This is a genomic window from Pinirhizobacter sp. (genome assembly GCF_036499745.1).
GTDB lineage: Bacteria > Pseudomonadota > Gammaproteobacteria > Xanthomonadales > Rhodanobacteraceae > Pinirhizobacter.
Map to the genome: position 1 here is coordinate 67,150 of NZ_DASYDG010000019.1, position 19,925 is coordinate 87,074.

Sequence of the window (19,925 nt, forward strand, 5' to 3'; positions counted from 1 at the left end):
TATGGACGAACTAGTCAATGCCGGCAACAAGGCGCTTTGGGTCATCCTGCTGCTCTCAAGCGTGCCGGTGGCTGTTGCCACGCTGGTGGGCCTGGTGGTGGGCCTCGTGCAGACGGTGACCCAACTACAGGAGCAGACCCTGCCATTCGGCGTCAAACTGATCGCCGTTTGCGCCTGCCTTGCGGCATTGTCAGGCTGGTTCGGCAGCGAGCTGATGTCGTTCGCAAGGTTTGCCTTCACTCGCGCCCTCGAGCCGCATGCATGAGCGATGCCGTGGCCGGGCTATGGGGCCTCACGCACGAGGCGACTGAAAGCGTACACACCATGGCGTTGGGCATGGCGCGTGCCATTCCCTTCATGGCCTGGGTACCTTCCCTGGATGCTGGCACCATGCCGATGCGGATGCTGCGCGTGGCGGTGGCATTCGTCTGCATTGCCGGTATCTGGCCACGCCTGGGTGCAACTCCTCCCATCGCCGATGACATCTTCACCTTCGGCTGGCGTGCGGCCCTTGAGGGTATGGTAGGCCTGGCCCTGGGGCTGGTCGTCTCGTTGCCCTTCCACGTAATGCACGCGGTGGGCGCGATGCTGGACAATCAGCGCGGAGCCACCATCAGCAGCTCGATCGATCCATTCAACGGCATTGAATCGTCAGAAACTTCAAGCTTGCTGCATATGTTCGCGGCGGTGCTATTCCTTGCATGGGGGGGTGCCACGGCCGTGCTGGAAGCCTTGGTGGCCAGTTACCAGCTGTTGCCGGTCGGCCGCTTCGAATTGCCTCCGCTAACACAAAGCACAGCCATCATCGGGCAGTTGCTGGCCGCTGCACTGCGCATGGCGGCCCCGGCGATGCTGCTGATGTTCATCATGGAAGTATTCCTGGGTGTCCTGTCACGCTTTGCGCAGCAGATGAACGCTTTCTCGGTGTCGCTTGCCGTGAAGTCGTTCGTGGCTTTCCTGGCTCTGGCATTCCTCTTTGGGCCCATGGCCCAGCGTCACCTTCCGTGGTCGTTCGATGAGGTCGATGCCACGCGGTTGCTACGCGACGGTGCGCCGTGAAATCGGAGAAGCCTACCCAGCGACGCCTCGAGGACGAAGGAAAGAAAGGCAAGAGCTTTAATAGTCGCGATCTCGTCGTGATAGCCGTACTGGCCACAGGCTGCACGGTCCTGGCCAATACCCAGCCCTTCGCGCCCGTTCTTACCGTGTTCCGTCAGGTTGTCGCCGGTGGCTTCACGATGCCGCTGCGCACCTTCGCCGGTGCCTTGCTTCTGGCGTGGCTAAAAGCCGCCGGCCCCTTGATCGCCCTATGCTGCGTTGCCACGGCGGCAGTGTCGTTGTTCATGAGTCGCGCGAGGCTGGCCACTGGAGCCTTGGGTATCGATCTGAAGCGCCTGGATCCGGTGCAGGGATTCAAGAACCTCTTCTCGATCAAGACCGTCAAAGAACTCCTGCGCGCCATGGCCTACACCCTCGCCCTGGTCATCACTATCTGGGTAAGTTGGCGCGCGATGCTTCCTGGCATCGTGGCGCAAGCTGACGCGCCAGCCACGGCCACAGGCGCGCTGTGGGCGGCAACCTTGGGCAAGGCATTGGTCACGATCTTGCTGGTATGCCTGCCCATCGTGGCGCTGGCCGCCGTCGCGGAGTACATCCTGCATATCCGCAGCCTCAAGATGGAAAAATTCGAGGTCAAGAAAGAGCACGAGGACAACGAAGGCAAGCCTGAGATCAAGCAGCGGCGCAAGGAGATCGCGCTGGAACTTCTGGACATGCAGACCAGAGCCGATGTCGGCGGCTCCACGCTGATGCTCAGCAATCCCACGCATATCGCCATCGGTCTGTTGCAGCCGGAGGGCAGTCACTCGATGGCGTTCGTTACCGTGCGCGAGCAAGGTCCCAGGGCACGCGCCGCACTCGCTTTTGCGCGTGAGCGCGGTATTCCTGTGGTCAGGGACGTTGCGCTGGCGCGCAGGGTATTCGCCAGATGCCGGCGCTACCAGTTCGTCGATCATCGCGACCTCGAAGCCGTGCTGCGACTGTTGCAGTGGCTTCGCGAAGTGGAAGCCGCCCGGCGCGAAGCCGATTCGGATCACGCGGAGGGGCTCGAAAGCTCTGAAGATAAAGCCGAATTCTTATAGCTGCCCCGGATCGACAGGCGAACAATACATATCGGTATTGTCCGCAACGCGATGGAGGCAGCATGAATGCATCGGCAGAAGCCGTGGAGGACAGCACGGGCACCGAGCCGTCCGGAGAAGATCTCGCACAGTCCCTCGTGCAGGCGATCTTCGACGGCGCCTCGCTGAAGGAAATCCATGGCATAAGTGACGACGCGATGGAAGGTGTGTACGCGTACGCCTACAAGTTTTACCAGGAAGGCAAGCTGGACGAAGCAGAAACCTTCTTCCGTTTCCTGTGCCTTTACGACTTCTACAATGCTGAATACGCGCTCGGCCTCGGCGCCGTGCTGCAGATGCGAAAGCGCTATCAGCAGGCCATCGATGCCTACGCGCTCGCCTACGCCTTGTCCCGTTTTGACCTGCGACCTTTGCTCCAGGCGGGTCAATGTCATCTGAAGCTGGGAACCCTCGACACGGCGCGCTCGTGCTTCGAGCGCGTGGTTGAGAACTCCACAGACGACCGCCTGATCGCCAAAGCCCAGATTTATCTCGAAGCCATTTCCGTGGAAGGAAATGGTGAACCACCCCATGGAGCATCCGCATGATCTCAAGCTCGACCGCCGCCATCACGGCGAATCCAGCGATTGCCGAAGCCGCCCGTGCGTTCGGCAAGGCACCCGACGCCTTGCTCGGCAGCATCCATAAGGCGACCGAAGCGCTACTGGCAACCCGCGCCGACGCCGCACTCGGGCCATCGCGCAGTCAGCATGGTGTCGAAGGCGTTGCATTGCGCGAACCGTCAGCCAACACGATTCAGGCGGAAGCGGAAAAAGGCCTCTCAGCCAAGGCGGCGCTTCTCAAGCTGCTGGCCGAACTGCAGGCCGTGCTGAACGATGTGAGCCTTTCTTCGCTCATGAACAAGCTCAAGAACCACCTGATGCGGATCCAAAGCCAAGGCAGCCAGCTTGCACAGCTGGGTGCAGACCTGGAGGCGGCACTGGCCGCCCAGGACGCAGCGGCACAGGCGGGGACGGAAGCCGCTGGCATGGCCGAGGCCGCTGAAGCCGAGGCGCGTATGGCCCGCAAGGAAGTCCAGCGGCTGCGCCAGGAGCTTGCCGCCGCGACGCCGGGCTCCCCCGAACACGATGCACTCACCGCTAACCTCAAGGCCGCGGAAGGTCATGCCTCCGCCCTCCAGGTGAATGCGATGGAAGCGCTGGCCAACGCCGCCGACGCCATCGATCACCTGAACGGTATCCAGGAAGACGTCCAGCAATTGCAGTTACAGGCCCGTCCCGGTGTTGCTGGCAGCGAAGACCACATCGGCCGTACCCAATCCACGATTTCACGCAAAACGGAAGCCCTGGCCAAGCTCAATGATCTCCTTGCCCAGCTAAGCCAGGAAGACCTGACCCGTCAATCCGAAACCATCCAGATGCAGTTGAAGGCCGCTGAGGAGGCCAATCAGAAGCGCGCCCGCGAATACGAAGCGGAGGTGAAGAAAGCCAAAGATCTTCAGGAAAAAATGGGCTGCTGGGGCAAAATCGTCGGCTGGGTAGTCACTGTCGTATCCGTGGTGGCGGCACCGTTCACCGGCGGCGCCAGCCTAGCCCTGGCCGCTATCGGCCTGGCCCTGGCTATTGCAGAGGAAGTCACCGGGTTCTCTGTGCTGGGTGCGGCGCTTTCTCCGCTGATCGAAAACGTGCTGATGCCGATGATGAAGTTCCTGACCGATGTATTCGTGTCGGTCGTCGAGGGCGTTGCCGACCTCATCGGCGTGGATATCGACAAGCAAGCACTGAATCTGGCCGCCACCATCCTCGGAGCCATCGCCGCCGTGGCGATCATCATTGCTGTCGCTGTTGTCGCCAAGTCCGGCGCCAGCAAGTTCATGGAAAAATTCGGCAACGAAATTATCAAGAACGTCGCCAAGAACATGGGCGCCCTGGTACCTGCGGCCGTGAAGTCTGCGGCAAAGTCGGCGTCCCAATCGTTCTCACGGATTCCCGCGGCGATGAGCAAGGCCTTTGCAGACACGCACGAAAAAGCTGCGATCCGCATGACCTATGTGTCGGACGCAGCCACAGTAGGGATGGCGGCGAATCAGACTGCCCAGGGAGCGGGTGGCGTCGCCGTGGCCGACATGCAACGCAAAGCGGCGGAGATCGAAGGTCAGATGATGATGTCCTTCGCCAATAGCCGCATCCTGCGCGATCTCATGCAGCAAGCGGTGGATACTTTCGTGGCCAGTAACGCCACGGTGGAGAACGTTCGCCAGATGATCAGCCGCCTCTTCGCCCAGCATCACAGCGCGGGCGTGTTCATCGCTCAGCAGATGCGCGCCTGAATGCCCCCCTTTTGCTTCGACAGGACACCCCATGACCACGATCACCATAAGCAACGCATCTCCCCGTTTTCACGAAGCCAGCAGCAGAGCCGCATCAGAAAACTCAGCCGCGAAAGTGACGGCCAGCGATATGGCTGTGAGCGAACTGGCCTCCGAACGCGCGACTGACATTGCCCCTCACGGCGCAGACATCATCTTGACGACGCCATCCTCCGCAGCGCAAGTGCCCCAGGAACTCGCGCGCGTCATCGCCTCCGTCATTGAAGGTTCGCAGCACGTTGCTCACATCAACCCAATGATGAACGACGCCGCCACTACGGCTGCCCGTATGCTGATGGAAAACCCGGCGCTCGATCCCCTGGATATGCTGGACCAGATCGACCCGATGCTCGCGCAGTCCGTAACCGCCACGAATGGGTTACGCACTACGCTGGCACCTGCCGAAGGCGCCAACAAGCGCGACGAAGATACCGTTCCCGGTGTCGGCAATGAGGGCGACGCGCCCGCGACCTCACCGTCCATGGATCGCCTGAAAGCACTGATCGCCCTCCTTATCCTGGCCGACCTGTTGCGCGACTCGGCCAAGGAAGACCAAGCGGCACAGCTGCGGCTTAACGTGGCCAGCACCAAGATCAGTGCTGATCAGCTGGTGAGCGCGGCGAAAGCTAACGTCGCGGGTGCGGCGGCGGGGTTGGCGCTCACTGCTGGGCTGGCGGGGGCCGGGACGATGAAGATTCTCGGCGGCAACAAAGATACGCGTACGTCGATCAACGACAATCTGAAGGTCTCCAATAGGCACACAGCCTCTTCCAATGAAGCCACCTCGAAAGCTAACAAGCTTGCTGCGAACGAAGAGGTTGAAATCAACAGGCTGGCCAACAATGGAAATAGTGCGGCCTATGAGAGCATGAAGGCCGAGCAGAAATCCGGGGCTAAGGAGCTGGTCGAGCGGCCCGCCAAGGATGCGACTAGTGCTTCAGCTGCACATACCAAACATCTTCTTGACTCGTCCTATGCACAGGACAAGATTGCATATGGCCAGCCTCTCATGCAAGGTGCCGCCGCGGCATCCCAGATCGCCGTGCAAAGCGGGTTCTACGCCGCCTCCATGAACCAGCAAGCCAGCACCTTGGCCAAGTCCGACGCAGACGTCGCTCAGGGTACCGCCGATACTGAGCGTGACTCGGCCGCAGCCCACGCCGAGGTGAGCGCCAAGATGCTGCAGATCTTGCAGGCGATTGCACGCCAGGAATTCGAGCGAAACAGCACGATCGTTATCGCCCGTGCGGCCTGAATCTGACGGAGTAACAACGCCATGAATATGCACGTCAGTCACGTCAATCCAGTTCATCCCGTAATGCCGGCGATGGTCACTATGCTGGAACCCGAGAGCGAGTCTCTCGGGGAGTTCGCCGCCCAGGAGGACATCTTCAGGCACCTCGATCGACTTCGCCATTCGCGCGAACTGCTACGGGGTGCTACGGATAAGCTGAGCCGTTCCGCGGCCACGAAGGATGTTTCTTTGGTGGACATAGACCGTGTCGAGAGCGACGTAGACGAAGCCGCCAAGAATCTGCTTCGATCCAAAAAAGCGATGGATGAAATGCTCGAGGCTCAAGACGACGAGCCCGCATTCACGCCTACCGAGCAGGAGCTCTTCGACAAGATCAAAGACATGCTCAGCGATCTGGATTCGGGCTACCTGGCGTACTACCAAGAGGCCATCACAGAATTCACCAAGTACTTCGATGAAATCCGAGAAGCTTTGAATGAGATCAAGTCTGATGGCGTCAATGGCGACGAAAATGGCGTGAATTTCAACCGCAACGGCGCCGATATCCTACTCCAGGGAATTATTGATAAAGCCTGGTCTATTGGGTCGTTCAGCTCGAAGGCCGAGGCCGACAAACTCGGCGAATCCCTCGCGCCAGCGTTTAAAGTAGTGCAGGTGGGTGACAAGTGGGAAGTCCAGATCGACACCAGGCAGGCAAGCGATCTGCTAGCGCAGATGCCGAAAACTGGAAAAATCTACAATATCTTGTTCAACACCTGGACCAATAAGCGTGAATCTGCCGTCGCCAGCCTCAACACGGCTGCGCAGGCAACAGCGGAAGCATTCTCGCGCGCCAACTCCACCTACGACAACCTCATCAAGCTTCTTAGCTCGTTGATTGAATCGATGATGAAGATGATGGAAGGTTTTTTGCCGACTTGATGCTCGCCGCGTTTGACAAGAAGAAGCCGCGGGCCATGACGATGATGGAAGGGACCTCATTTGATCGAGACAAGGAGCATGCGAGCTTATGGGTCTGATTAGTTTAATGTCCAGCTGTTTCAGTTGTCGATCAGATGACGACAACCAGGCTAAGACCGCGTCTAGGCCGGCCCCGAAAACTCCAAAATTCGTGAGAAATGCGCCGCATGTAAGCAGCGGCTCGTTGAGGTACCGCGCTATGCACGATCAGCGTCTAATGGATACAAGGATATACATTGCCGCGATGAAGGCTACGCAATTCCCCGCAAAATCGTCCCAACCATGCGCATCCGCCGGGGCGCGCCGGAGCCCCGATTCCAGGCATGGATTAAGTTCTGCGGAATTGGAACGTGAGCCTAGTTTTTGGGATTTACAGAGAGATAGACATGCGCGTCAGATGGACGCCAATTTACTCTGGCAAGCTAACTGCTCCCACATCGCTGCGTCTAATTCAGCGTACGGGGCTAATCACTACGTGGCTCCGCCGCCGCCGCCATTCGCTCTTTAAGGAAGTCGAGATATGCCGCCAAGTGTGCAACAGAATGTGCAAATGCAATCGATCATCGGCATGTTGCGAGCCAAAGATGTTCTCATGCACCCACGTCCGAATGTCATATCCAATGTGATCGCCTCAATCACCCCACGCGACGCTTTGATCTCTCGACCCCCGCCGAATGTCGGGCTCACGCCAAGTGGTATTGATGCCTTCGACCGGGCCGCGTCGAGAGCTGCTGCCGAAATGTTTGAGAAGTACCCGGGCTTGGTGAAGCTTAAGGACGATCAATGCTTTCAGGAGAAGTTAGGGCCATGGGCTCTCGTTCTGGAGGCGATGAAGGGCGTAGAAGGCGATAAAGGTTTATCCGACAATGCCTCCCGTGCGTACGTTGAACTTGTCGACAGGGTGACAGATCTGTCCGATCTCATGGATCGCGGCACTTTGTCCATCCAGAAGCAGACGACCCGTGTCAACCAAGTAGATAAGCTGGCTCGCCAGGCGTTCCTTGAGCTAGGGCCGCAAGAAGGGTTCGCCGAACTCACTCGTTCGGAGCTCTATCAAGAAGTCATCACGTCAGTCGCCGGGACGAACGGTGGAAATCTCGATGGCATCAATGATGTGGTGGGTGAGTTAAATGAGCGACAAGTCGATCAATGGTTGCAGATGGTCGACATGTATCTCACCAACAGCGTGGGTCTTCGGAGGGCGATGGAAGCTTTTTTCACTATCCCCCAGCTCTTGAAGAGGCATCCGGCGCAGCAAAACACTTCGCCCGTGTCGCCCGGCGCCGAAACCCCTTCCGCCTGGCCCTCCGGGATGCCCGCGGGCGGTAACTACGCCCATACCGGTGCCGTCACTGTCACTAACGATTTTGGGCGAATGAATGATGTCTTTGAAAAGATTTTCGCATTACTAGAGCCACTCATTAGGCACCTTGCCGACAAAGTTCAATCGGTCGCCGCATCCCAGACTCGTGATCCGAAGATCTCCGACACTCAATCTCGTGACGAGCAAGCAGAACGTGGAGTCGAGGTTGATGCGGTGCCATCGCGCAGGTATATATCGATGGGTGTCGATAGCTTGTCCGACGAGTTGGGCGCGAAGGATGAAGACAAAGAACTTACTCGCCAGTTGGGTGAGGTGGTTATCGAGTGGGAGACCTTTAAGGACAGGGCAGGGATCGCGTCTGTCTCGTCAGAGCTTACAAATATTCGCTCAGAGTCCGATCAGTCCGCGGGTGGTGAGGAAATAGTCCAACGCCCTTCTACCCTTGAATTTCGAATGAACGACGACACGGCCAATAGAAGTTCGGATCGAACTCCAACGCCCGATTATTCACGGGGTTCTACGGCACACGTCGAAATACCCCTACCCCCGCTGTTCACTCCGTCGACTCCGACTCGCTCATCCGCCAGTCAGCCATCGCAGTCCATCAGCTTCCAGGGGCGCGTCCTCGGTTCTCGTGGTTACTCTTTGGATCCCGTGGGAAAGGTGGATGAGGAAGGTCGAGCACGAGACACTCAGCATGTCGTCAAGATGACCACTAGCGCCACCGGCCCCTCGGCTTCCCTTGATGAGCTGCTCAAGACAGGTAAGGACGCTGATGAATCGGGCTATCGGGATGCTGTGAGAGGAGCGTGGTTATATCAAAACGAGTGGGCTAAAGGTAAAGCAGATAACTGACTAAATGTTTCCGTGCAATTAAGACGCCTCTGATGGATCGCCCGCTGCTCACTCGCTACCATTCTCATTGTTACCAGGCAGAGCGCCTGCGGTAGATCGGAGATGGCTGTGAAGGAACATTTGCAGGTCCAGGCACGAGCCTCGATGTGTTTGATGGTTGGTAAGGCGATTGCTTCGGTCCAGCACGTCGAAGCTTCAATAGTGGAAGGACATAGCCTTCTTCAGTCGCAGCTCGATATAGATTCGCTCACGCTGTATCACGTACTCGATGTGATTCATGATGAGACGGGTGTTCTGCTGGAGCCTTCGGCGGCTGCCCGTTTGCGGACGGTCAACGACCTTGTCGACAGCCTGCTGCAGGCCAGCAGGGCACTCTCATGATATGGCCGGTACTGGTGGTTGGCCTGGGCATGGCGATGCTGCCGGCGTCTGCAGCCGCCGATGCGCTCCTGTTGTTTGCACGCATCAGTCCGTTAGGCGAACTGGAGGTGTCCCGGAACCAGAGATATCCCGGTTGGCCTCCGTTTCTGGTCGCCTCTCACGATAGCTTCGGGGCCTCTTCAGCGCCGGTACGTACGCCCAGTCGCTTTCAACGGCACATTGCCCAGGCAGCGGCTCGTGCCCGGATCGACGCTCGCCTGGTGCATGCGGTGGTCGCCGTCGAGTCGTCTTACAACGCGCGCGCTCTTTCGCCCAAGGGCGCCAAAGGCCTGATGCAATTGATGCCTGCAACCGCACGGCCGTACCGGCCAGGCGACCTGCTCGATCCGGAGGAGAACCTCAGGGTTGGCACACTTCATCTTGCCGGGTTGCTCCAGCGTTTCCACGGTGATGTACGCAAGTCCGTCGCGGCGTACCACGCTGGTGAAGGTGCCGTGCGACGCCATCAGGGCGTGCCCCCCTTTCCCGATACGGTTGCCTACGTGGGTGCTGTACTCACTCGTTATCGAACCGCTACCTCCACGCCGGCCCCCTGATCGCCATGACTACCACGCCATACATCCTCAAGCTTCTCAGCGGCACGCTGCAGGGCATCGAATACACGCTGGAAGCAGGCGACTGGCTGTTCCGTATCGGTCCCCGGCGGCAGTTGCTTGACGGCAGCGCGGCTGAACTTCTGGGACGCGCGGAAAATACCTACTTCATTCCTGACGACGCGCTTGAAAGTAGCTTCATCATTCGCATCCCGGCTGATGAGCCTTCGGTGTCGCAGGTGGGTGAAATCCTCGATGGTGCAGCGGATATGTCCTTCCGCGATATCGCCACCCAGCAAGTCCACACCGTCGCGGGTATTCATCTGGCGCTCCGGCGCGCGAATGAGCCCTGGTCTACACAGGTACTCGGTTTTGCACCACCACCGGCCTCCTTGGCAGTGCGGGATCGCAGCCGTTTCCAGCGCTGGCATCGTCGTTCGCTGCTCGGTGTGGCCGCTACGGCGGCGTTGGTATGTCTCGCTCTGGGCGCCCGCTATCTGGTCACTCGGTCCCAGGTGCGCTCGATCGAGCAAGTACTGGCCAATGCTGGTGATCGTTACACAGTCGTTGCGGGTCGCGACGGAAAGTTTTACGTCATGGGCGACGCGGACGACATCGCATGGGCGCGTCGCGCCACCCGACGCGCAGGCTGGGGTGAGGTCGTGGTGCTTTCGCGCCAGCAGGAAAGAGAACGTATCGAGTCCACCCTGGTACGTAGGAAGCTGGATCTTGTGATTGTCCGCCTGGATTCACCGTCATCGCCCTCGGTCATGCTTTCCAGCGACACTGGCGTGTTGCCGGGTGTCGCCGCTGCTGTTCGCAGCCAAGTCATGGACGCAGCGCCCTACGCCTCCGACGCGCGCATCGAGTCCATCGGTGATGCCGACCTCTATCGACGCGCAACAGCGCAGCTAGCCCAGGCCTCGATCGAGGTGCGTGGTGAGCGGACCACGGCCGGTATGGCCCTGGTCAACGCCGCCTATCTCGACGACCGAGGTCTTCGCGCCATGTCCCTCGCTGCCGAGGAGTTCGGCAAGGAATGGGGCACACGCCGAATCACCTTCCGTATCCGCATGTGGGACGACCTTCTCAAGGGGCGTTCATTCCAGTACGACAACGACCAGCTGGTGGCCCTCGGCCGTGGCAGCTGGGTTTTCTCCACTCCCCAGAAAGGAAGTTAACCAATGGCTACTGCTTTTTTCCCCTCCGATGCGATGGCCCGGGCTGGTCGAAGCTGGGATGGCGGCCCTGAAACCGATGGTCCGTGGAACGGTTGGCTCACCGAACATTCCAGACAGTTTGATAGTGGTGTGTCGAACCTCAAGGGCGCACTCACTGACGCCCTGGACAAGCTCGACAACGATCCTTCCAATGCCACCTACCTGGCCGACTACCAGGAAAAACTCTCGCAGTACAACCTGTATCGCATGCTGCAGTCCAACTCAGTCAAGTCGTTGAAGGACACCTTGTCCAACAACGTTCGCAACGTGGGCTGACGACCACCATGGACGTCTCCGCTCTCGGGTCGATCGCCACGATGCTGCAACCGGTCGGCCCCATCACCTCCATGGAAGATCACCTGCGCATGGCCTACGCCCAGCTGCATGTGGAATCCGATTGGCAGAAGAAAGACATCCTGCGCCGCGTGCACGACCCGCACACGGCCAGCAGGCCCGAAGCCGTGCTGGGCCTTCAGCTGGATATGGCCCATCATGCCATTCAGACACAGGTTTTCTCGCAGGGTATGAAGAAAGCCACCGAAACCATCGAAACCCTGCTGAAATCGTAATGAGTACCTACCTGAAAACCGGCGTCATCTTGCTGGCTTGCGGGCTCCTTGCTGCCTGCGACAAACCCCTGTTGCAAGGATTGACCGAACGTCAGGCCAACGAAGTTGTTGCCGTGTTGCTAGCTCAGAACATCGACGCCAGCAAGCGGTCGGCGGGGAAGGCCGGTTTTGTGGTCGACGTGCCATCCGCGGATATGGGCGACGCTGTGGAGGTCGTCCAGCGTGAAAACCTGCCCAGTGCGCCACGAGTGGAGATCGCTTCGGCGTTTCCGGCCGACGCCATGGTCAGCACGCCTGAAGGCGAGCGTGCGAGGCTTTATTCCGCCATCGAACAGCGCCTCGAGCAATCACTGGCTCGTTTTGAAGGGGTAGCCGAAGCCCGCGTGCATGTGAGCTACGACACGCGCCGGGTGGCTTCACGTCGCGACGAAGACGTGCCGATGCACGTGGCAGCCTTGCTCGTGCATCGCGGCGGCGGCGACGCAGACATCCTGGTACAGGCAGTCAAGCGTTTCCTGAAGAACAGCTTCGCACGCGTGGAGTACGACAATGTATCGGTGCTGGTCACGCGCGCGCCTCCCGAACGCGTGGTGGCCGTCACCCCTGCACGTCGCGATGCCGACGCTGTCACGGCCTGGCTTGCGGGTGCCGCGGCGTTGACGGCAGCCGGGGCCGTCATCGCCTTTGCACTTGCACGCGGACGCGCAGGGCGCTGGCGCACACTGATGGCCTCCCGATGGCGGCCACGGGAGAATCGCTGATGCGTGGCCTGTCGCCGGCAGTCATGAACATCCTCTTCGATCCAGCGGGGTATTTCGCCTGCTGGAACGACGACGATCGCCGCGCCTGGTCACCACGGCAGCGATCGGCCCTGAACGATTACCTGCACGCGGAGTATCGACTGCCATCGTATGACGGCAGGGCCCCACTTAGCGAAGGCGTGGCCCGCATCATTCGTGGTTGGGCCAACCTGCGTTCAGCTGCGGCATACATGGCTGCGGCTCGCCACGCGCGGTCCCTACAGGCATCGCGCTTCTTTGCCGGCCTGCCGCCGTCGATCCACGCCTTCATGCGGATAGGTTTCACCGTGTCGGGCAAGGAGCCTCCCGAAGGCATCAGCAGCCAGGAGGCACTCGTCGGCTTGGGTGGCGCAACCCTGGCGGCGCTGGCACCCTCGCTGCCTGCGTGGCTCTCCAGCCGGATCAGTCTGCAGTTCGCCGACCTGCCCATGGCCGAGCTCGACCATGCCCCGTTCGACCTGCCTTGCTTCTGGAGTGCCCTAAGCCATGCTTCGCGCCATCCCCTCTAATGCCCTGGATTGTTGCGTCGATGGGGTAAGAATCCCCGCCAGCACGATGCGCCGCACCGATACCGCCTCGCGCCTGGACGCCTATGCCCGTCGTCGCGCTGCAAGCATCGTCGCCGAGGCCCAGGTCGAAGCCGAAGCACTGCGTCGTCGTGCCGCCGAAGACGCCTATCGCGAGGCTCGCACACAGGCGGCGCAGGTACTCCTTGGCATCATCCAGGACGTCGGACAACTTCGGTCCCGCCTGCTTGAAGGCGTTATGGTGCAGGCGCGTCAATGCCTGCGTGATCATTGCGCCGAAGCGGGGTTCACGACTGCCTGGGTCGAGCGAGCCTGCCAGGTCGTGGTGGATGAAGGTGGCACAACATCGCGGGTGCAGGTTCCCCGCACGGACGGCGAGCTTTTCCACACGCTGCGCATCCTCCTCGACGACACGGTGGTCGTCGAGCAGGCCGATGTGCCGTGCCTGCGGGTGGAACGGGGCGAACTTGTCCTTGAGTACGACCCTGAACATGTCGTGTTCGATGCCGGCATCAAGCAACCTGCGCCTGATACGCAAGTACTTCACGATGGCTTGGCCGCCATTGCCTCCGGCTACGCCGATGCCGTCGTCGGACCAAGGCTTCCTTCCCCATGAACCGGAAAAACCGATGCAAATCCTCACTGCAATCCCCGGCTTGTTGAGCCATCAGAAGCACGACACCTCGATCCCGCCAAGCCAACGACTCGCCGAGACCCTGGCTGACGACGTAGAGCCGGACCCGGAGCCGGTGGATTTCGTCGGTGACACCGTCCGGCGCATCCTGCGAGACAAGATATGGGCCGGTATCATGGGCGCGGACGAAGAGGAGAGCGGCATACCCCCGCTAGACAGCATGTACGAGCTCTAGCTACCCGGCGCTCCGCGTGCTATCAAGGCGACGGTTGTAACAAGCGAGGAGCGCATGGACGACGCAAACCCACGTCGCGCACTGGTCACAGGAGCCTCGGCGGGCATCGGTGAGGCTTTCGCGCGCCAGTTGGCGTCGTGCGGCTATCGCTTGGTACTGACTGCGCGGCGCGCTGACCGACTCCAGGCACTGGCCGAGGAACTACGACTTCGCCATCATGTGGATGTCCAGGTTATCGCGCTGAATCTTGCCGATCCCGGAGCGCCGGTGCAGCTGGTTGCGGAGTTGGCCCGCCGAGACCTGTGCATCGACATGCTGGTGAACAACGCAGGCTATGGCGTACCCGGTCATTTCGACGCGGTGACCTGGCAAACGCATGCACAATTCCTGCAAGTGATGATAACCGCGCCCACCGAACTGGCGCATCGCCTGCTGCCGGCGATGCGCGCGCGCGGCTACGGTTACATCATCAACGTCGCCTCGTTGGCTGGGCTTATGCCGGGAACCGCCGGACAATCCCTTTACGCCGCGGCCAAGTCGTATCTGATCAAATTCTCGCAGTCGCTGTCACTGGAGAACCTGCCCGCCGGCGTACACGTTACGGCGGTGTGCCCGGGCCTTACCTACAGCGAGTTCCACGACGTTACCGGTACCCGGTCACTGGTATCCAGGCTGCCGCGCTGGTTGTGGATGGATGCCGATACCGTCGTCCGGCAGTCACTGGCGGCGGTGGGCCATGGGGATGCCGTCTACGTCAACGGTCGGGCCAATCGCCTTGTCAAGATACTGTTCAAATGCCTGCCCGATGGCATGGCCTTGCGATTGGTCGGCCGTCGGTCAGCTGATTTCCGCGCCCAGGAAACGGCTACCCATTCCTGATACCTGAACAGCGGGTGGGGATAGTCAACGCCGCACACGCGCAGCCTTCACACCGTTCGCTACCGCGCTTGCCTAGTCTCGTCGTCACTTGCCGCCACGGCGGTTTCCACGCCAGAACCAAGGAACAAGACGATGAGCACGAACGACCATGACGTGAAAGTCCTTAATGGCCTTATCGAATCCACGATCGACAGTGCCGAAGGCTATGCAGAAGCTGCCAAGGACACCCAGAGCACCCGCTTCACTTCGCTGTTCCAAAGCCGCGCAGGTGAACGCCGTCAGGTGGCCGGGGTACTCCAGCGCCAGGTTCGCACCCTGGGCGGCAAACCCGATGACGACGGCACCGTGCTGGCTTCGGCTCACCGCCTGTTCGTGAATCTTCGCAAGAGCCTGAGCTCGGGCGATACCGCCGTGGTGGATGAAGTGGAGCGCGGCGAAGATCACATCAAGGCGAAGTTTGAGAGTGCGTTGAAGGACAAAGAGGTTTCGCCGTCCACGCTTACCGTCATCAATGAAGCCTATGCTTCGGTACGCCAGGGGCACGACCAGATGCGCGATCTCAAGCACGCACTGCACAATAAGACTTGATCGGCTCAACCGCGTACGATGATGTTGAAGATCGGCTTCAAGGCCGGGGAGGCTGTGCGCCTTCCCCGGTTCTTCGCGGGGTCGTGTGCTCGGTGGGTGCCAGTATTTTTGCGATGATCTGGGTCAGATCGTCGCGATGATCCTTGATCCACACCGACATCGCCGTGCAAAGCTTTGTACCGTGATGAGCGATGATTTCGCTGTATTCCGCGGTGGAGTAGTACGTGATCGCAGCCAGGTCTCGCCGCGCCGCATGCACTGCCGCACGGCTGAAAGCTTCCGCGCCGTGGGCGCCAGAAGTTTTCGTTAGCACCATGGAGCCATGCGGCTGTGGTCCATCGTCCGTCAACTGAATGACGGCGTCGGTGTCCGTCATGTCGATACAACCGTCCGTCGCCGCACTGGCCCTGCACAGAACGCCTCCATCGGTATCCAGTACGCAGAGCGCTTTGTCATCCCTGAACTGACGCCAGTAGGTCGAACTCACGGCGGCGGTGGCAAGCAGCGCCCATCTTATGAAATCGTTCTTGTCGTTACCTCGGCAGTGGATACTGCCTGCTAAGCAGCGGGTACGTATGATCCAGTTATCATCGGCCGGGTCGGCATGCCGAGACCTGGATTTTTGTGTCAGGACCACTCCACCGATGCGCTGTTCTACGCTCGTGGTTCCCGGAGCCAGCGGCGGCGGTACATTCAATGCCTCTTCGATCCAGTCACGGAACTTCAGTTCCCCACAAGGCAGTGCGCGCTGCCCGGACGTGCTCGCCGTTCGCGAACCTTCCCACGGCCGATGAAAACATCTGGCGCTCAAGTTCGATGCTGAAGAGGCGTTCGTCGCTTTGGGCATGCTCTACCTACTTCGAAGGGAACATCTGTAAGGCTATGCCGCGCACGACGTCGTGTCTGTCAAATACCAACCGGTACCGGCGAGAACATATCCGACACTGAAACGGCGGAAATGACCACGATAGTTTGACCCCACAGCCGGCAGACGTGCTTTGCTCCGACGAGCACAGTGCGAGTCCCCGGGTCGAGAATATCGCCATGAACCACGCCGCCATCTTGTTCCTTGTCCTTATTGCAATGGGTTCCACGGCCTTTCCTGCCCAGGCCACCGTTCCCGATTCCCTCGCGCGTCCATTCGCGCTTGGCCACGATGCAAGCACCTACGTGCGCTGCCATTACCGCATAAACCCGCACGCCAACATCCCCGAGACACGCTGGACATGGGCACGCACACCCACCGGCACTTATTTCTCGATAAAGGGTCACTGGGCGTACCCATCGCTCAAGTCGGCCAACCTTTTCTTTACCGATATCTCGCAGGACACCATGGCGGCACAGTGTCGCGACACCCTTCGCAGGGAAGGGGAAGGGGAGGGCGCCTTCATGGCGGCCACCGCGGCCGACACGATGTTTTCATACGACTACGGCATCTGGACCAACGACGCCCGCAAGGCATCGCCAGGCATCACCCGAATGATCGTCTTCGGTGACAGTCTCAGCGACACGATCAATGCGTGGAACCGTAGCTTGCACCTGGCTCCGCACACGAAGAGCTGGTCAGGCGGCCGATTCAGCAACGGGCACGTGTGGCCGGAAGTCGCCTCGAAACTTACCGGATTGGATCTTGTGAACTTCGCTTTCGGCGCCGCCGCCGCGGATGGCAACGTGCTTATTCCGGGCGTCGTCCAGCAGGTGGCTACATGGCGCCGGTTACGAACTACAGCCAGCAGCGTGGATGACGACCGCAACGTGTACGTCGTGCTTATCGGCGGGAATGACTTCATCAACTATGGCAAGCAGGCCGATCAGGTACTCGCGCATGTTGAATCGGCCGCGCGCATGTTGCTGGACGATGGAGCCCGGGACATCGTTCTGATGAACCTGCCTGACGTTTCCCTGGCGCCTGAGGTGCACGGCACACCGCACGAGCTTACCGTTCGCGAACAGGTGCTGGCCTTCAATGCCGGGCTCGAGCAGCTGCGGACGCGACTTTCCGGACGCGCGCGCGTCGACGTCTTCGACGCCTTTTCGCACTTTTCGGCAACCCTGGAACGTCCGTCGGACTACGGCATCGACAACATCCGTGACAGTTGCCTTGATATCCATGGCAAGGGCCCTCTGGTCTACGCAGGGCGACACGCCGTGGCGAAGGCGTGCATCAACGCCGATACGTATCTTTTCTGGGATAAGTTGCATCCCACACGCCGCGTCCATGCCGTGCTGGGCGAGGCGATGGCAGACTTCATCGCCTCACGTCGAAAGTAAGCTCCCCGCGGTTAGCCCAGCTTGTAGCCGAACTGTTCCTCAAACGCCCCAGCGAATTCCTCGTAGGTAAAGTGCTGGTTCTGCGTGCCCGGGTGTTCCACCTTCAACGCACCCATCAACGATGCCATGCGGCCAATCGTCTTCCAGTCCCAGCCTTTCATGATGCCGAAGATCAGGCCCGCACGATAAGCATCACCGCAACCGGTGGGATCGACCACCTGGCGTTCACGCGCCGGCGGGATCTCGATCACCTCGCCGTTGGCATGAATCAGCGACCCACGCGGACCTAGCGTGATGATGTACGCCTTTACGCGCGAAGCGATGTCCGAAGCGCTCCAGCCCGTACGCTGCTGTAGTAGCTGCGACTCGTAATCGTTGACGATCACGTAGGTCGACTGTTCGATCATGGTCCGGAATTCCTCGCCGCTGAACAACGGCATGGCCTGGCCCGGATCGAAGATGAAGGGTACGCCGCGTGCGGCGAAGTCGGCCGTATGCTGCAACATGGCTTCGCGGCCATCCGGTGCCACGATGCCGAACTCGCAATCCTTCACGTCACCCACATGGTTGTGGTGGGCGCTGGACATCGCACCCGGATGGAAGGCGGTGATCTGGTTGTTGTCCAGGTCCGTGGTGATGAAACACTGCGGGGTGAACTGGTCAGAGAATTCGCGCACGCCGTCGAGCGGGATGCCGAACTTTTCAAGATGCTCGCGATAGGGTGCGAAATCCTGTCCCACGGTAGCCATCGGCAGCGGGTCGCCGCCGAGCAACTTCAGGTTGTAGGCAATGTTGCCCGCGCAGCCGCCGAATTCGCGGCGCATCTGCGGCACAAGGAAGGACACATTCAAGATGTGCACCTTGTCCGGCAGGATGTGGTTCTTGAACTGGTCGGGGAACACCATGATGGTGTCGTAGGCCAGGGATCCACAAATCACGGCTGACATGTTGCTGCTACCCCCGAGGGTTATTCGGGCGCGCCGGCCCGGTGCCGGGGCGCAAAGGGTCCAGATGGTACTAAAAGACAGGTCCCGTGACGATCTTCCGGTTCCGGGCGCCGGCGACGTGCCGTGGCAGGAATCGCGCGCATCCTTCGGTTCGACAAGGCTTTCTTAACGAAAGCGCCCTTGCGTGGGAGGGGGGGCGTCACTACCATGACGCGTTGACTTTTTCTCCTCCCGGCAGCCCCAGGTCTCATGTTCAAGAAGTTTCGCGGCATCTTTTCCAACGATATTTCCATCGACCTGGGTACGGCCAATACGCTCATTTATGTGCGCGGCCAGGGTATCGTCCTGAACGAACCCTCCGTGGTCGCCATTCGCCAGGACCGCGGTCCCGGTGGTCCGCGCACGGTGGCAGCGGTGGGTACCGACGCCAAGCGCATGCTGGGCCGCACCCCCGGGAATATCGCCACGGTCCGTCCGATGAAGGACGGCGTGATCGCCGACTTCACCATGACCGAGGCCATGCTGCAGCACTTCATCAAGCAGGTGCACCGCTCGCGCCTGCTGCGCCCCAGCCCCCGTGTGCTGGTGTGCGTACCTTGCGGTTCCACCCAGGTGGAGCGCCGCGCGATCAAGGAATCAGCCGAAGGCGCCGGTGCACGCGACGTTTTCCTGATCGAAGAACCCATGGCCGCAGCGATCGGTGCCGGCATCCCGGTGCACGAGGCGCGTGGCTCGATGGTGCTCGATATCGGCGGCGGGACGTCGGAAGTGGCTGTCATCTCCTTGAATGGCATCGTTTATTCGCAGTCCGTGCGCGTGGGCGGCGATCGTTTCGACGAGGCCATCATCAACTACGTGCGCCGCAACCACGGCACCTTGATTGGTGAATCCACGGCCGAGCGCATCAAGCTGGAGATCGGCTGCGCGTTCCCGCAGAGCGAGGTCAAGGAAATCGAGATCTCCGGCCGCAACCTGGCCGAAGGTGTTCCGCGCATGTTCACGATCAACTCCAACGAGGTGCTCGAGGCGCTGCACGAACCGCTCTCCGGCATCGTTGCCGCGGTGAAAAGCGCGCTGGAGCAGACCCCTCCGGAGCTCTGCTCTGATGTTGCCGAGCGCGGCATCGTGCTGACCGGCGGCGGCGCCCTGCTGCGCGACCTGGACCGCCTGGTCTCGGAAGAAACCGGCCTGCACGTGCAGGTGGCCGATGAGCCCCTCACCTGTGTCGCCCGTGGCGGTGGCAAGGCGCTGGAACTGATCGACCAGCACGGCAGCGATTTCTTCGCCCCGGAGTAGCCCTTTCCCGTTGTAGGAGCTTGCGCGCAGGCACCGCACCCTCGAGGCCGATGTTTCGCGGGTACGCCCGTCCCTACCTGAA

General features: G+C 60.4%; 23 protein-coding genes. 21 read left to right on the forward strand and 2 right to left on the reverse strand.

Annotated elements, in window-relative coordinates:
* The first annotated feature begins 1 nt into the window (after window position 1).
* The 19 genes from VGM61_RS07160 to VGM61_RS07250 all read left to right on the forward strand — a co-directional run bounded on the left by VGM61_RS07160 (window position 2) and on the right by VGM61_RS07250 (window position 15,329).
* Window positions 2-265 (forward strand): EscS/YscS/HrcS family type III secretion system export apparatus protein, encoded by a 264-nt coding sequence (locus tag VGM61_RS07160; protein WP_331522067.1) that lies wholly within the window; start codon window positions 2-4, stop codon window positions 263-265.
* Entirely contained in the window at window positions 262-1,059 is a 798-nt protein-coding gene (gene sctT / locus VGM61_RS07165) for a type III secretion system export apparatus subunit SctT (protein WP_331522068.1), read from the forward strand. The genes VGM61_RS07160 and sctT overlap by 4 nt, the downstream gene beginning before the upstream one ends.
* A complete protein-coding gene (locus VGM61_RS07170) occupies window positions 1,056-2,141 on the forward strand; it encodes an EscU/YscU/HrcU family type III secretion system export apparatus switch protein (protein WP_331522069.1) in 1,086 nt (361 codons plus the stop codon). Before sctT ends, VGM61_RS07170 begins: the two co-directional genes overlap by 4 nt.
* A gap of 62 nt (window positions 2,142-2,203) precedes the next feature.
* Window positions 2,204-2,728 (forward strand): SycD/LcrH family type III secretion system chaperone, encoded by a 525-nt coding sequence (locus VGM61_RS07175; RefSeq protein ID WP_331522070.1) that lies wholly within the window; start codon window positions 2,204-2,206, stop codon window positions 2,726-2,728.
* An 80-nt stretch (window positions 2,729-2,808) separates the two neighbouring features.
* The gene (sctE, locus tag VGM61_RS07180; RefSeq protein ID WP_331522071.1) at window positions 2,809-4,470 is read left to right on the forward strand and encodes a type III secretion system translocon subunit SctE; all 1,662 of its coding nucleotides are present in this window, start codon (window positions 2,809-2,811) and stop codon (window positions 4,468-4,470) included.
* 31 nt (window positions 4,471-4,501) lie between these two features.
* Window positions 4,502-5,764, forward strand: a complete 1,263-nt coding sequence (locus VGM61_RS07185; RefSeq protein ID WP_331522072.1) for a hypothetical protein — start codon at window positions 4,502-4,504, stop codon at window positions 5,762-5,764.
* Between the two features lie 21 nt (window positions 5,765-5,785).
* Window positions 5,786-6,685: an IpaD/SipD/SspD family type III secretion system needle tip protein gene (locus VGM61_RS07190; protein ID WP_331522074.1), complete on the forward strand. Its 900-nt coding sequence runs from the start codon at window positions 5,786-5,788 to the stop codon at window positions 6,683-6,685.
* 589 nt (window positions 6,686-7,274) lie between these two features.
* A complete protein-coding gene (locus VGM61_RS07195) occupies window positions 7,275-8,903 on the forward strand; it encodes a hypothetical protein (protein WP_331522075.1) in 1,629 nt (542 codons plus the stop codon).
* A gap of 102 nt (window positions 8,904-9,005) precedes the next feature.
* The gene (locus tag VGM61_RS07200) at window positions 9,006-9,284 is read left to right on the forward strand and encodes an acyl carrier protein (protein ID WP_331522076.1); all 279 of its coding nucleotides are present in this window, start codon (window positions 9,006-9,008) and stop codon (window positions 9,282-9,284) included.
* A complete protein-coding gene (locus VGM61_RS07205) occupies window positions 9,281-9,880 on the forward strand; it encodes a lytic transglycosylase domain-containing protein (RefSeq protein ID WP_331522077.1) in 600 nt (199 codons plus the stop codon). Before VGM61_RS07200 ends, VGM61_RS07205 begins: the two co-directional genes overlap by 4 nt.
* A 5-nt stretch (window positions 9,881-9,885) precedes the next feature.
* Entirely contained in the window at window positions 9,886-11,058 is a 1,173-nt protein-coding gene (locus VGM61_RS07210; RefSeq protein WP_331522078.1) for a PrgH/EprH family type III secretion apparatus protein, read from the forward strand.
* A gap of 3 nt (window positions 11,059-11,061) precedes the next feature.
* Window positions 11,062-11,373, forward strand: a complete 312-nt coding sequence (locus VGM61_RS07215) for an EscF/YscF/HrpA family type III secretion system needle major subunit (protein ID WP_331522079.1) — start codon at window positions 11,062-11,064, stop codon at window positions 11,371-11,373.
* 8 nt (window positions 11,374-11,381) lie between these two features.
* On the forward strand, window positions 11,382-11,666 hold the full coding sequence (sctI, locus tag VGM61_RS07220) for a type III secretion system inner rod subunit SctI (protein WP_331522080.1): 285 nt from the start codon (window positions 11,382-11,384) through the stop codon (window positions 11,664-11,666).
* On the forward strand, window positions 11,666-12,427 hold the full coding sequence (gene sctJ, locus VGM61_RS07225; RefSeq protein ID WP_331522081.1) for a type III secretion system inner membrane ring lipoprotein SctJ: 762 nt from the start codon (window positions 11,666-11,668) through the stop codon (window positions 12,425-12,427). Before sctI ends, sctJ begins: the two co-directional genes overlap by 1 nt.
* Complete coding sequence (locus tag VGM61_RS07230) at window positions 12,427-12,975, forward strand: hypothetical protein (protein WP_331522083.1); 549 nt, start codon at window positions 12,427-12,429, stop codon at window positions 12,973-12,975. The genes sctJ and VGM61_RS07230 overlap by 1 nt, the downstream gene beginning before the upstream one ends.
* Window positions 12,953-13,609 (forward strand): hypothetical protein, encoded by a 657-nt coding sequence (locus VGM61_RS07235; RefSeq protein WP_331522085.1) that lies wholly within the window; start codon window positions 12,953-12,955, stop codon window positions 13,607-13,609. The genes VGM61_RS07230 and VGM61_RS07235 overlap by 23 nt, the downstream gene beginning before the upstream one ends.
* Window positions 13,610-13,622: 13 nt before the next feature.
* Window positions 13,623-13,862, forward strand: a complete 240-nt coding sequence (locus VGM61_RS07240; RefSeq protein ID WP_331522086.1) for a hypothetical protein — start codon at window positions 13,623-13,625, stop codon at window positions 13,860-13,862.
* Window positions 13,863-13,916: 54 nt separating this feature from the next.
* Window positions 13,917-14,741 (forward strand): SDR family oxidoreductase, encoded by an 825-nt coding sequence (locus VGM61_RS07245; RefSeq protein ID WP_331522087.1) that lies wholly within the window; start codon window positions 13,917-13,919, stop codon window positions 14,739-14,741.
* Window positions 14,742-14,873: 132 nt separating this feature from the next.
* The gene (locus tag VGM61_RS07250) at window positions 14,874-15,329 is read left to right on the forward strand and encodes a PA2169 family four-helix-bundle protein (protein ID WP_331522088.1); all 456 of its coding nucleotides are present in this window, start codon (window positions 14,874-14,876) and stop codon (window positions 15,327-15,329) included.
* 37 nt (window positions 15,330-15,366) lie between these two features.
* On the opposite strand, the gene VGM61_RS07255 is transcribed toward VGM61_RS07250, so the two are convergent.
* Entirely contained in the window at window positions 15,367-16,176 is an 810-nt protein-coding gene (locus VGM61_RS07255) for a hypothetical protein (RefSeq protein WP_331522089.1), read from the reverse strand.
* Window positions 16,177-16,373: 197 nt separating this feature from the next.
* Here VGM61_RS07255 and VGM61_RS07260 point away from each other — a divergent pair, with 197 nt between their 5' ends.
* A complete protein-coding gene (locus VGM61_RS07260) occupies window positions 16,374-17,600 on the forward strand; it encodes an SGNH/GDSL hydrolase family protein (protein WP_331522090.1) in 1,227 nt (408 codons plus the stop codon).
* Between the two features lie 11 nt (window positions 17,601-17,611).
* On the opposite strand, the gene VGM61_RS07265 is transcribed toward VGM61_RS07260, so the two are convergent.
* Window positions 17,612-18,547 (reverse strand): carbohydrate kinase family protein, encoded by a 936-nt coding sequence (locus VGM61_RS07265; protein WP_331522091.1) that lies wholly within the window; start codon window positions 18,545-18,547, stop codon window positions 17,612-17,614.
* Window positions 18,548-18,796: 249 nt separating this feature from the next.
* Here VGM61_RS07265 and VGM61_RS07270 point away from each other — a divergent pair, with 249 nt between their 5' ends.
* Window positions 18,797-19,843 (forward strand): rod shape-determining protein, encoded by a 1,047-nt coding sequence (locus tag VGM61_RS07270; protein ID WP_331522092.1) that lies wholly within the window; start codon window positions 18,797-18,799, stop codon window positions 19,841-19,843.
* The last annotated feature ends 82 nt before the right edge of the window (window positions 19,844-19,925 follow it).

Bases quoted from the DNA above. Each gene is read 5' to 3' on its own strand.
- VGM61_RS07235 (WP_331522085.1), top strand. From the start codon at position 12,953: ATGCTTCGCGCCATCCCCTCTAATGCCCTGGATTGTTGCGTCGATGGG.
- VGM61_RS07260 (WP_331522090.1), top strand. From the start codon at position 16,374: ATGAACCACGCCGCCATCTTGTTCCTTGTCCTTATTGCAATGGGTTCC.
- VGM61_RS07240 (WP_331522086.1), top strand. From the start codon at position 13,623: ATGCAAATCCTCACTGCAATCCCCGGCTTGTTGAGCCATCAGAAGCAC.
- VGM61_RS07160 (WP_331522067.1), top strand. From the start codon at position 2: ATGGACGAACTAGTCAATGCCGGCAACAAGGCGCTTTGGGTCATCCTG.
- sctT (WP_331522068.1), top strand. From the start codon at position 262: ATGAGCGATGCCGTGGCCGGGCTATGGGGCCTCACGCACGAGGCGACT.
- VGM61_RS07175 (WP_331522070.1), top strand. From the start codon at position 2,204: ATGAATGCATCGGCAGAAGCCGTGGAGGACAGCACGGGCACCGAGCCG.
- VGM61_RS07210 (WP_331522078.1), top strand. From the start codon at position 9,886: ATGACTACCACGCCATACATCCTCAAGCTTCTCAGCGGCACGCTGCAG.
- VGM61_RS07205 (WP_331522077.1), top strand. From the start codon at position 9,281: ATGATATGGCCGGTACTGGTGGTTGGCCTGGGCATGGCGATGCTGCCG.
- VGM61_RS07265 (WP_331522091.1), bottom strand. From the start codon at position 18,547: ATGTCAGCCGTGATTTGTGGATCCCTGGCCTACGACACCATCATGGTG.
- VGM61_RS07250 (WP_331522088.1), top strand. From the start codon at position 14,874: ATGAGCACGAACGACCATGACGTGAAAGTCCTTAATGGCCTTATCGAA.
- VGM61_RS07245 (WP_331522087.1), top strand. From the start codon at position 13,917: ATGGACGACGCAAACCCACGTCGCGCACTGGTCACAGGAGCCTCGGCG.
- VGM61_RS07230 (WP_331522083.1), top strand. From the start codon at position 12,427: ATGCGTGGCCTGTCGCCGGCAGTCATGAACATCCTCTTCGATCCAGCG.
- sctJ (WP_331522081.1), top strand. From the start codon at position 11,666: ATGAGTACCTACCTGAAAACCGGCGTCATCTTGCTGGCTTGCGGGCTC.
- VGM61_RS07215 (WP_331522079.1), top strand. From the start codon at position 11,062: ATGGCTACTGCTTTTTTCCCCTCCGATGCGATGGCCCGGGCTGGTCGA.
- VGM61_RS07255 (WP_331522089.1), bottom strand. From the start codon at position 16,176: ATGCCCAAAGCGACGAACGCCTCTTCAGCATCGAACTTGAGCGCCAGA.
- sctI (WP_331522080.1), top strand. From the start codon at position 11,382: ATGGACGTCTCCGCTCTCGGGTCGATCGCCACGATGCTGCAACCGGTC.
- VGM61_RS07270 (WP_331522092.1), top strand. From the start codon at position 18,797: ATGTTCAAGAAGTTTCGCGGCATCTTTTCCAACGATATTTCCATCGAC.
- VGM61_RS07190 (WP_331522074.1), top strand. From the start codon at position 5,786: ATGAATATGCACGTCAGTCACGTCAATCCAGTTCATCCCGTAATGCCG.
- VGM61_RS07185 (WP_331522072.1), top strand. From the start codon at position 4,502: ATGACCACGATCACCATAAGCAACGCATCTCCCCGTTTTCACGAAGCC.
- VGM61_RS07200 (WP_331522076.1), top strand. From the start codon at position 9,006: ATGGCTGTGAAGGAACATTTGCAGGTCCAGGCACGAGCCTCGATGTGT.
- VGM61_RS07195 (WP_331522075.1), top strand. From the start codon at position 7,275: ATGCAATCGATCATCGGCATGTTGCGAGCCAAAGATGTTCTCATGCAC.